Annotated in this window: 9 protein-coding genes and 1 pseudogene; 3 read left to right on the top strand and 7 right to left on the bottom strand. The window is 42.7% G+C overall.

Features of this window, described 5'->3' with window-relative positions; translation table 11 throughout:
* Positions 1-442: 442 nt before the first annotated feature.
* Positions 443-2344 (top strand): HAMP domain-containing sensor histidine kinase, encoded by a 1902-nt coding sequence (locus CIK89_RS03075; protein ID WP_158214961.1) that lies wholly within the window; start codon positions 443-445, stop codon positions 2342-2344.
* Between the two features lie 415 nt (positions 2345-2759).
* On the opposite strand, the gene CIK89_RS03070 is transcribed toward CIK89_RS03075, so the two are convergent.
* From CIK89_RS03070 to CIK89_RS03060, 3 genes are read right to left on the bottom strand one after another with little or no spacing between them, the layout of a single operon-like run.
* Positions 2760-2891 (bottom strand): dehydrogenase, encoded by a 132-nt coding sequence (locus CIK89_RS03070; protein ID WP_094389973.1) that lies wholly within the window; start codon positions 2889-2891, stop codon positions 2760-2762.
* A gap of 8 nt (positions 2892-2899) precedes the next feature.
* Positions 2900-4378: a DUF4270 domain-containing protein gene (locus CIK89_RS03065; RefSeq protein WP_254046602.1), complete on the bottom strand. Its 1479-nt coding sequence runs from the start codon at positions 4376-4378 to the stop codon at positions 2900-2902.
* A 59-nt stretch (positions 4379-4437) separates the two neighbouring features.
* Complete coding sequence (locus CIK89_RS03060; protein WP_094389971.1) at positions 4438-5235, bottom strand: glycogen/starch synthase; 798 nt, start codon at positions 5233-5235, stop codon at positions 4438-4440.
* 176 nt (positions 5236-5411) lie between these two features.
* On the opposite strand from CIK89_RS03060, the gene panC reads away from it, so the two are divergent.
* Positions 5412-6263, top strand: coding sequence for a pantoate--beta-alanine ligase (panC, locus tag CIK89_RS03055; RefSeq protein WP_094389970.1), 852 nt, complete (start codon positions 5412-5414; stop codon positions 6261-6263).
* 2 nt (positions 6264-6265) lie between these two features.
* Complete coding sequence (panD, locus tag CIK89_RS03050) at positions 6266-6610, top strand: aspartate 1-decarboxylase (RefSeq protein ID WP_094389969.1); 345 nt, start codon at positions 6266-6268, stop codon at positions 6608-6610.
* A 152-nt stretch (positions 6611-6762) separates the two neighbouring features.
* Here the strand turns inward: panD and CIK89_RS03045 are convergent.
* The 4 genes and pseudogenes from CIK89_RS03045 to CIK89_RS03030 all read right to left on the bottom strand — a co-directional run.
* Positions 6763-7614, bottom strand: a pseudogene (locus CIK89_RS03045) (IS3 family transposase); the annotation flags it as partial.
* A complete protein-coding gene (locus CIK89_RS03040) occupies positions 7599-8129 on the bottom strand; it encodes a helix-turn-helix domain-containing protein (protein WP_094389967.1) in 531 nt (176 codons plus the stop codon). The pseudogene CIK89_RS03045 and the gene CIK89_RS03040, both read right to left, overlap by 16 nt.
* A 115-nt stretch (positions 8130-8244) precedes the next feature.
* Positions 8245-9408, bottom strand: coding sequence for a hypothetical protein (locus CIK89_RS03035; RefSeq protein WP_094389966.1), 1164 nt, complete (start codon positions 9406-9408; stop codon positions 8245-8247).
* Between the two features lie 171 nt (positions 9409-9579).
* Entirely contained in the window at positions 9580-10620 is a 1041-nt protein-coding gene (locus CIK89_RS03030) for an AraC family transcriptional regulator (RefSeq protein ID WP_094389965.1), read from the bottom strand.
* Positions 10621-10706: the final 86 nt, after the last annotated feature.

The following is a 10706-nucleotide window of genomic DNA, read 5'->3' as shown; positions in this document are numbered from 1 at the left end:
AAGGAGTCGGCTATAAGGACTTTGACAACATGATTTTGACACCCTGCACTAAAGGGTGACAAGATATACCAGCCGTGCCAAGGCTACTATCTTTGTGGTGGTGACACCCCGTGATTGCAAATTAACCAATGGCACTGCTGGAGATGGAACCCAGTCTGAGTAAAACTCGAAGAGGAAAGTATCTGATTATCACAGGTCGGAAGAGGAACTGTGACGGATAACTATGCACCACAATTATGCGTTCTTGTGGGTTTTGTTGCTTGTGCAGGGAAATGAAATTAGGTTTTATAGAGGAAAGATAGGGAAAAAATGTTTTGATTGAAAATATTCTGGTTAATTATTCGCAGAAAGCAATAAAAAACAGTATCTTTGCATCATGAATAGGATTTATAAGAATATTTCCTTTTGGACACACATTTGTCTATTGTTGCTTATGTTAGGCATGCCTCACCGACTTTTAGCCGATGACCGCATTCTCTATGTGACTTCTTATGAACCCGACAACAAGATAGTTGCTGATAATTTGGGAGAGTTTTCCAATTATGTCAAGACAAATATTCCCAATTCGCGTCTTTTTGTGGAGAGCATGAACTGTAATGGAATGATCGACATAAAAGACTGGCGCAAATGGATGGAAGGCATCATCAGCAAATACAATAATGGTCACATGCGCCCCGATATCGTAGTGCTGACGGGCCGTGAGGCAGTATCTACTTTCCTTTCTATTCCAAACCCAGAGTATAAGAAAATCCCAGTGCTCGTAGGTGGTTGTAGCTTTTCCATGGTGGAATTGCCGGATGATACAACCGATGTGGCATCGTGGACCCCTGAATTAAAATACTTGCGCTCTGATTATCAGGACTATAATCTTATTGGTGGTATTCTGACGCGCTATTCTGTTGAGAAAAATATAGAGTTAGCCAAACGGATGTATCCTCATGCGAAAAACTATTATTTCGTTTCCGATAATTCGTTGGGCGGTGTGTCATTGCAAGCCTTGGCACGCAAGGATATGCGGCAAGCTAAGTTCAGCAATATTAAGATGCATTATTATGATGGGCGTACAGGCTTTTTTGATACGTTAGCCAAGAAAATAAAACGGCTTAATCCCGAAACTGATGTACTTCTGATAGGCTCTTGGCGACTTGATGCTAACAACAGTTTCAATGTGAGCCATTCTGCAGAACTGTTTCGTACGCTCAATCCGTCACTACCGGTATTCTCTGTTGCGGGATCGGGTATGAATGGATGGGCTGTGGGTGGTTGGATTCCTGAATATGCTAACAAGAATGAGAAACTTGGTGAGATGTGTAAGGATTATCTTGAAACACGCTCTGACCAAGGATGGGTATATCTGAATGAAGGTTTTGTCTTCGACTATCGGCGCATGCAGGATTTAGACATCAGCGAGAGCCGGTTGCCCGAAGGTTTTACGATTATAAATGAGCCGAAACCATTCTTCGAGAAACATAGTGTGGTTATCGACTACATCCTTTTTGCCACGGTGTTTCTCAGTATAGGACTCAGTATTGCCATTGTGGCACTTATCAAGTCTCACCGCTTACGCAAAGAACTGATTCAGAAAGGAAAGGAATTGGAAGAGGCACGTGATAAAGCCGAGGAAGCTAATCATATGAAATCGGCTTTTCTTGCCAATATGAGTCATGAAATCCGCACGCCACTCAATGCTATTGTGGGATTCTCAGATTTGTTGGCTACACAGTCAGAAGATTTGGGCGTTCAAGAGAAAACCCATTTCAGCAATGTCATACAAGAGAATACCAATGCGTTGCTCAATCTCATCAACGATGTGCTCGATCTCTCGCGTATAGAGAGTGGACATGTAAGGATGGAGTTGACTCTGTGTGATGTGAAGCAATTGTGCCAGACAACAATAGAATCGGTAGAGATGACGTGTCGTAAACCCATACATTTCGTTTTTGAGTGTGACGAACCGTCTGTTCATTTCGTTACCGATAAGACACGTCTGCGGCAAGTACTTGTCAATCTGCTTACCAATGCCATTAAGTTTAGTGACAAAGGTAATATTACTGTGTCACTTGTTGTGGACCATGATGACGAGAGTGCTTCGTTTGCTGTTACCGATCAGGGATGTGGCATCAAACCGGAATATGCTGAAAAGATTTTCGATCGTTTTGTCAAACTTGACCAGTTTACCAAAGGCACTGGTCTTGGATTGCAGATATGTCGTCAGATCATAGAGATACTTGGAGGACGTATATGGCTCGACAATACCTATCATGGTGGCGCTCGCTTCCGTTTTGTTCATCCTACCAATCTGGAGGAGGCAATGCCAGAACCCTTACCGTATCATGTATTCTGAATGATTGCAGTTTAAGTTGTGCTATTTATTCCCGGTGTGTTCGGGTCGTCAACGAGATTTGTTCGGGTTTTGCTGTTTCATCATGTGATATTTTGGGGGCTTCAGGAATTTGGAGTGATGGCATATTAAATAATCTATGATTGTTTTAAAATTATCTTGTATAAGTTGTTTACAGCAAAGAGTTTACTTAATACTTGGGCTATTAAAAACAATCTCTTCTTACATTATATGCAAATTAAGACTTTTGAATTCTCTTAGTCTTGTATATTAAGGGTTTTGTGGGAAACAGAATTTCCCAAATTGCTGATATACACCATCATTGATCGTTCATCACTCGAAATGTCAGATGAACCTTACTATATTGATGCGAAACAGAAAGCCCCGATTTCATCTTTCATGAAATCGGGGCTTTTACTTATAGTGCTTCGTCGTCAGGCCGTTGTATCGATGGTTTCTTGATCTTGGGTAGATGTTTCTTCTTACGGAGATAAGCGGCTTTGCGAGCCTCATATTCTTCGAAATGCTTCTCCAGAAAATTATCGGCCATAATGATGACTATTGGTTTCTACTGTATATGACGGTAATGTGGAGTGGGGTATGGGCATTCTCGCTACCTCCCACAAGGCGAACACTGGTCAGCGACATCTCGTTGTTGATACCGGTAATAGTGGTTGTCGTCTGATAGTAAGATGTTGACGAGGTGGTCACAGTCTTGACAGGCACCAATACAACCTTGTTCCAATTAGGATGTGTTGCAGTATAATTGCTACCACCAGCCTGCTTCTTCTTATAGAGATGATTGATGAGGTTGGAGATATTGCTGTATGTATAGGTATTCTTTGTACTGCTGTATGTTGCCAAATACGATGTCTTGTTGTCTGTGACTTTCAGATTCTCAAAGAACGAATAGAGACTGTCTTTCTCTACCATCAACAATTGTGTGGGTTGCTGAAGGAGGTTATTGCTGAGATCGTTTTGGGTATTCATCTTGTTGAATACAATCTTAGCAGACGTGATCGTATCATTCTCATGGTTGCGCTTGATGTCATCAATGGGCAGGGTCACTTCTGTGAAAATACCGGCAGGTGTTTTCAGATAGGTGCAACTATTGTCTGAAGCCAAGCGAGCCACAGTCTTCTTGTCGTTGGTGATACGGGTTGTCTGCAATACTTCCTCTGTGCCGTTAAAGGTTTTGCTACCCACGTAGGTCTTGCCACCCTCTTTGCCACGGAAATAAATCATCAGCTGTGTACGACTCACCTCGTTCATCAGTCCCAGTCCGTCTGTAATCTTGAAATAGAAACCGGGACATACTTTATGGATGAAGTTATATGAGTTCTTAAAGTATTCTGGATGAGCATAGTAGGTGCGCATCAGGTAGGTACCATAGTTGTTGTAGGTATTACCATCCTTGTCGGTATATTCCTTGTTGAGGGGAATGCTGACATACTCATAATAGGAACCTGATTGCTGCACTTTACGCAGACTGTCACTCAACTGAAGATTGACGATAGAGAAAATCTTGTTTTCGTGCAGTCCGTCTTCACGGATATGACCCTTTGCAGCAGGATCGAAATTAGTATAGTAGGTTTTTCCTTCTTCTACAGGATTGCCAATCTCAAAAACAGAGAGTTTCAAAGCTGCGAGAGAGTCACCTTGCCACTTGTTGACAACAACATTCAGTACGCATGAGTCTGCTACGATTTCATTGTCAATCAGACTTGCCACACTATCCTTTGGAGGGAAGATGGCATTGCTTTCGTTTTCAAGCAAGGTAAACTGCGACATGTAGTCACTCGTGATATATGATCCGGTCTCTGGATCTTTGATGCGACCGAGATAGCTGTATTCACTTCGTGAAATCACCGAATCGACCACAAGCGACCGAGAACTCACCTGAAAAGAGTCGGTTGCAATAGCAAACAAGTCAGCGCTGTCGCTAATAGAATTACCGACGTTTGCTGTTTCCTCGTCGCAAGAGCAGATTGCCATCAGTGGGAGGACAATAGCTGTTAATAGTGTTTTCTTTGTCATTGAAGTAATGATTATCTTAATGATATCCTAATTTATCTTTTACCTTATTAAGGTTTGCATTAAATCTTTTCGTAGAACTCTTCATAAGCCTTACCGAAATCAGCATCGGGATAGGCGAGAGTGGGGATGCCCTGCTCTGCGGCGTAGTTCATCCAGTCTGCTTCTGTGTCTTGATGGGCAGCAATGACACCGTCGCTATAGTCGATAGCCAACTTTGCCAGTTCTGTAGCATCAAATACTTCGTTGTATTTTGTGAGGGTGTCGGCTGTAATATCGCGGAACTCAAGACACTTTTTGAAGTTGGGCGCCAAATCACTTGTCATCTGGTTGGGGAACAACGAGGTGACTACCTTGGTATTGGCAAATGAAGGTTCATCATAATAGGCCTTTTTGATAAACAAGGGTACTACGGCTCCCATCCATCCCTGTACGTGGATGATATCGGGTACCCAACGGAGCTTCTTAACAGTTTCCAATACGCCACGAGCGAAGAAAATTGCACGCTCGCCATTGTCTGCATAGTCCATACCGTTTTCATCCTTGTCCATCTGACGACGAGTGAAATAATCATCGTTGTCAATGAAATATACCTGTATGCGAGTCTGGACGATAGAAGCTACCTTGATAATCAATGGATGGTCGGTATCGTCGATGATAAGATTCATACCTGAGAGACGGATCACTTCATGTAGTTGACCGCGACGTTCATTGATATTACCCCATTTGGGCATGAAGGTGCGAATCTCGTGACCACTCTCTTGCATGACTTGAGGCAATGCCTTACCCATGTGTGAAAGGTCTGTTTCCGGTACATAAGGAACAATCTCTTGGTTGATGAACAATATCTTCTTTGCCATATTATTGAATGATTTAATCTTTGCAAAGATACGAATTTTTTTTCAAAAAATGATTTGTAAATGCGATATTTTAAGGTTTTTGTACCTTCTTTTGGCATATTTTCACCAAATCCTTTCATTATTTGATAAAAAAGTAGTTATTTTGCACTCGCTTTAGAAAAACAAAGAAATTTGAAATGAAAGTTTTCAGTAAAATCGTAGATCTTCAAAACCAATTGTTTGAAGACCGAAAAAATGGAAAAGAAATAGGTTTGGTTCCAACCATGGGTGCCCTCCATGAAGGACATGCATCGTTGGTTAGGCGTAGTGTCAAGGAGAATGGCATTACCGTAGTGTCGGTGTTTGTCAATCCTACACAGTTCAACGACAAGAATGATTTGAAAAATTACCCACGCACGCTTGATGCCGACTGTCAGTTGCTCGATGCGTGTGGAGCTGATTATGTGCTGGCTCCTTCTGTGGAGGAGATGTATCCTACTCCAGACACTCGTCAGTTTGAATTTCCGCCAGTTTCAACGGTAATGGAAGGTGCACACCGTCCCGGACACTTCAATGGTGTGTGTCAGGTGGTGAGCCGCTTGTTTTATATCGTTAAGCCCAATCGTGCCTACTTTGGTGAGAAAGACTGGCAGCAGATTGCTGTCGTCAAGGCTATGGTGAAACAACTCGGTTTGAAAGTGCAGATTGTGGAATGCGACATCGTGCGCGATGCTGACGGATTGGCACGCAGTTCACGCAACACCCTGTTGGCTAAAGATGAGCGCGCCATAGCACCTGCCATCTACAAGACCCTGAAGGAAAGTATCTCTTACGCTAAGACGCATACTGTGGGCGAAACCCATGATTTTGTGGTCAATACCATCAATGCGGTGGATGGCCTTGAAGTGGAATATTTCTCTATCGTTGACGGTAACACCTTGCAGGATATTGCCGCTTGGGACGATACTCCCTACGTCGTAGGTTGCATCACAGTATATTGTGGAAAGACTCCAATCCGACTCATTGATCACATTAAATATAAGGCATAGTCATGATGATAGAGGTAATGAAGTCAAAACTTCACTGTGTGACAGTGACAGAGGCAAATCTTAACTATATGGGAAGTATCACCATCGATGAAGATTTGATGGATGCTGCCAATATGATAGCAGGGGAGAAAGTCCAGATAGTAGATAATAATAATGGCGAACGCTTTGAAACCTATATTATTAAGGGAGAACGAGGCAGTGGCTGTATTTGCCTGAATGGTGCTGCAGCACGTAAAGTGCAAGTTGGCGATGTGTGCATCATCATATCCTATGCCTTGATGGATTTTGAAGAGGCTAAATCGTTTACGCCGACCGTTGTCTTTCCTAAAGCAGACAACAGTCTGTAATCAAGTGCTAATGTCAGGGTAAACATCGGCAGAGAAGATGACTGCCTGCAATCGTACAGCAACAATATAGTCTCTGCATCAATCAGATAAACAAAAATAAAGGAGGGAACCTCAGTGATGTGACCCCGAAAAGTTGGACATTAAATTAAACATTAATTATTCAACTCTCTATAGTAGTGAGCTCGGTATTGTGCCGGGCTCATTCCTTTTAACCTCAATTTTTGTCTTTTATTGTTATACCAATCAATATATTTTCTTAATGACCTTTCAAAGTCCTCTATGCTTTCAAACTTGTTAGCATATAAGAGTTCGTTCTTCATCAGGCCAAAGAAATTCTCCATGATTGCATTGTCCAGACAGTTGCCTTTACGGGACATGCTTTGTGTGATATTGTGGTCTTTCAGCATCTTCTGGTACATGCCATGCTGATAATGCCAGCCCTGATCTGAGTGCAGTGTGAGACCATCCAGTCGTGGATACTTCTTAAAAGCCTTCTTGAGCATATGTATTACCATCTGCAAGTTAGGACTGCTGGAAATAGCGTAAGATATAATACTGCCATCAAACATATCCAATATGGGCGACAAGTATAGCTTTCTGTCATTTATGCACACTTGTGTAACATCTGTAGTCCATTTCTGATTGGGTCTGTCTGCGCAAAAATTACGTTCCAGTACATTCGGAGCAATCTTGCCTATTTCCCCCTTGTAGGAGTGATAGTGCCGTTTCTTGGCATTTGCCTTAAGTCCCATCTGATTCATCAGTTTCTGTACAGTCTTGTGATTAATGACTATATCTTTGTTGCGCAGTTCCATACAGATTCGTCTGTACCCATAGCGCCCATGATTCTTGTCATAAATCTGCTTTATACTAGTCCTGATTCTATCATATCCATCGCTGTCATCCATATGCGATATATGGTAATAGAATACAGAACGAGCCATCTTCATCCAATGCAGCATAAACTGCAGGGGATGTCCCTCGCGCCTTAGTTCTTCGATGGCCCTTGCCCAATCTCGCGTAGTCGGGCATTCCTTTCCTCGACTAAGGCTCTCACTTTTTTTAGCAGAGCATTCTCTGTCTTGAGTTCTTGCACTTCCTTACGGAGCCTTTCAAGTTCTGTGAGTGGTTTACTGTTCTTTTTGGGTCTTCCCATACCTGGTGGTCGCCCTCGCCTTTTTGTGCTGTTCAAAGCTGCCAAGCCATCCGTTCTGTATTGCTGTAACCATACAGATATTCGTTGGGAGCAAGCTCCATATTTGAGCGAAGCTGCGTGCAAAGTTAAATGATTTTCTTCAATATCAAGCACGATTTCTTTCTTTAATGCAAGATCTGCCCTTATATTCTTTCTTTTAAATAAACCAGAACGCCCGTCTGATTGATAGCGGTTCCATAGAACATGAAGGCGGTCTTCATTTATGCCATACTTCATGTGAATTGCATGAATGGATGTTCCTTCTTTGATCATTTGCATGTACTTCAGACATTCTGCATAACCATGCTTCTTTCTCTTTTGCATAATAAACCCCGAAAGTTTTTTGTCTAACTTTCGGGGTTCACTTCAAAAGATGCACCCTTCATTTCTTTTGGTCCTGTGGGAACGGACCTACGCAAACTAAGTAATTCTAAATGTTTCAGCTCTGTGGCTGAGTCTTCTTGCTTAAAATCTCTTGCCAGTTGAAATTACGAATCAGACCTGTGACGGTTTCGAATGTCATAATGAAAACTGAGATGAAACAGAAGATAAATACGCCCACAACCATCAGTCCGATCTTCATCACGATATAGATGAAGTTGGCGGGGTTGACCTCTTTACGGGTCTCCGTATAGCCGTTGGAATAGCGATATTTCACAATATCGTCGGGGAGTAACTGCATGGCAAGACCTACTCCGAAGAAGAATGCTGCCAAACGGAATCCCCACTTCTGCAAGCCTCGCATGAGACTTGCCTGGCGACGGTGACGTGATAATATATAGCCTCTGGGGTAGCCTGATATGATATATAGCGGGATGAGAATGATGAGGTAGATCATCCACGCACGTTTGGTATTGCTGCTGCTCTTCATAGAGTCAACAGCTCCCTGGGTATCTTTCAGCGCCAGTTCTTTCACAGCCTTGAAATCTTTTGCTGCGAGTTCCTCAAAGCGCTTCTTGTATTTCTCGTAGTCTTCCTGTTCCTTTTCGGAAGACTTCAAATAGGCTTTCTTCCTTTCGTCGGTAGAGGCGGTGTCTGCCTGCTGCTTGTATTTTGCAGAATTGAGGCGTGAACTCTCTGCCCTCTGGTTATAATCGGTGAGATAGTAGGCTTTATATGCATTGGCACCATTGAGGCGCTCGTTGTAGTTTAAATTCCTTTCCCAAAGGACGGTATCCATCTTCTGATAAGCAATAGTGGTGTCGGCTTTCTGCCACAACTCTACTATCTTCACGTCTTTCTGGCGGTTTTGGGCTGATTCCTGATCTAGGTTGCTGAAATACCAAAAGATGCAGGCACCGAGAATACTTCCAGCGATAAGTGCCAATTTCCAAGTACGGTGACGCTTGCGAGAATAGTGCACTACCTCTTTTAGGTCGCGTATGCGCTCATTGAACTGTTCGTCGTTAGGATCATCTGCCGAAGCCTGTGCCTGTTGGATGAGATCCTCCATGCGGTCGATTTCTTCTGGTGAGGTCGGATAGACGTTGTCCCAGTCGGTACTTCCCATCTTGATGTCTTTTGCTTTCACATGCGATGAGGTGAAAAGAGCTTGGTCAAGGTAACCCCAAGCGTCATAGTTTTTTTGTTGCTGTTCGTCCATAATTGTTTTATTGGGTTAAGTAATAATTGTCTTGTCGACTACGATGTCGCAAAGGTAATGCTTTTATTAATAAATCGTGTTTCATTGGGTAAAAAAACATGCTCATTAAAACAAAATCAGCATCTATCATTTGGTAAACGCTGATGTTCATCGGGTAAAAACTGCTTAGTATCAGGACGATGTGTGGATTTTACGATATTCTATGGGTGAACAGTCATGATAGCATGCAAATACACGGCGGAACGTAGATTGGGAGTTGAAACCTGATTTTTCTGCCACGATTGCCAGCGAATCAGATGTGGTGCGGAGCAGATGTTCGGCATGACTGATGCGTAGTTTGTTGACATAATCATAGAAGGTCTGACCGTTTTCCTGGTTGAAATATCTGCTGAGATAGGTACGGTTGGTACCAACCAGCGTGGCAACATCTGAAAGTTTAAGTTTGGGGTTGAGGTAGATTTGTTCCTGATAGAACAACCGTTGCACGATAGTGGCTATTGTACTCTGCTCCATATCGCTTTCATCTTGTGGTTCGTCGATGGTTTCAGTATTGACGAGTTCGTCTATGACAGATTCGTGGCGATACAGAAAATAGCTCAATACCATCCATAATGCCAGCGAGCATATCATGTATAGGTCGTCAGCATACGCTGTGCGCCGTAAAGAGGCTATGGTCCATACGATGAGGATAAAGAAGAAGCTGAACAATACGCCTTGCAACCAGTTGAGATTGATATTTTCCTGATAGGAGAAGCGGTCTTTCAACTGGCGATGGTAGTCGGAAATGAGCATCAAGGTTACGACAAGTGTGCCGATACCATAGATGGCGCCCCACCCTACAAGGCAGTGAAACCAAATAGGTGCATTGGTTATAAACAGTACTGCGATGAGGACAATAAAAACGGTCTCATGGAGTATGACTTTCTTCCAAGTAAGCCATCCGGGCTTAACAAGTTCCTTGAGGATGAAATTATAGATCGGTATCACCACCATGTCCATGGCTGTGAGTTCGTTCCACAGACCATCGTTCACTATGTTCTGGTTTTCTATGTAGAGGAAAAGGTCCTTGAAACTCTCTGCACAGGTGATAATCATGAGGATGGAAAACAGCCGTGAGAGCATATCGCTTCCTTTGCGCCAAAACATCCATGCCATCATAGAATAAAACATGGTACACAGACCATATATATAATAGGTGAGCGAATCAATCATCGGTGTCGTCCTTTTTTTGTAAGTAGCGTTATGTTTTTAGTAAATGCAAAATTACGAAATAATAATGGAAAAAAGAAAACTTAACG

The sequence above is a fragment of the Prevotella sp. P4-119 genome (assembly GCF_002251345.1).
In the GTDB taxonomy this organism is placed as follows: Bacteria; Bacteroidota; Bacteroidia; order Bacteroidales; family Bacteroidaceae; genus Prevotella.
Note: the sequence above shows the minus strand (reverse complement) of the source record. Positions and strands in the feature narration are given on the sequence as shown.

Excerpts from the sequence above, each read along its gene's own strand:
- CIK89_RS03075 (WP_158214961.1), top strand. The coding sequence starts at position 443 with ATGCCTCACCGACTTTTAGCCGATGACCGCATTCTCTATGTGACTTCT.
- CIK89_RS03070 (WP_094389973.1), bottom strand. The coding sequence starts at position 2,891 with ATGGCCGATAATTTTCTGGAGAAGCATTTCGAAGAATATGAGGCTCGC.
- CIK89_RS03065 (WP_254046602.1), bottom strand. The coding sequence starts at position 4,378 with ATGACAAAGAAAACACTATTAACAGCTATTGTCCTCCCACTGATGGCA.
- CIK89_RS03060 (WP_094389971.1), bottom strand. The coding sequence starts at position 5,235 with ATGGCAAAGAAGATATTGTTCATCAACCAAGAGATTGTTCCTTATGTA.
- panC (WP_094389970.1), top strand. The coding sequence starts at position 5,412 with ATGAAAGTTTTCAGTAAAATCGTAGATCTTCAAAACCAATTGTTTGAA.
- panD (WP_094389969.1), top strand. The coding sequence starts at position 6,266 with ATGATGATAGAGGTAATGAAGTCAAAACTTCACTGTGTGACAGTGACA.
- CIK89_RS03040 (WP_094389967.1), bottom strand. The coding sequence starts at position 8,129 with ATGCAAAAGAGAAAGAAGCATGGTTATGCAGAATGTCTGAAGTACATG.
- CIK89_RS03035 (WP_094389966.1), bottom strand. The coding sequence starts at position 9,408 with ATGGACGAACAGCAACAAAAAAACTATGACGCTTGGGGTTACCTTGAC.
- CIK89_RS03030 (WP_094389965.1), bottom strand. The coding sequence starts at position 10,620 with ATGATTGATTCGCTCACCTATTATATATATGGTCTGTGTACCATGTTT.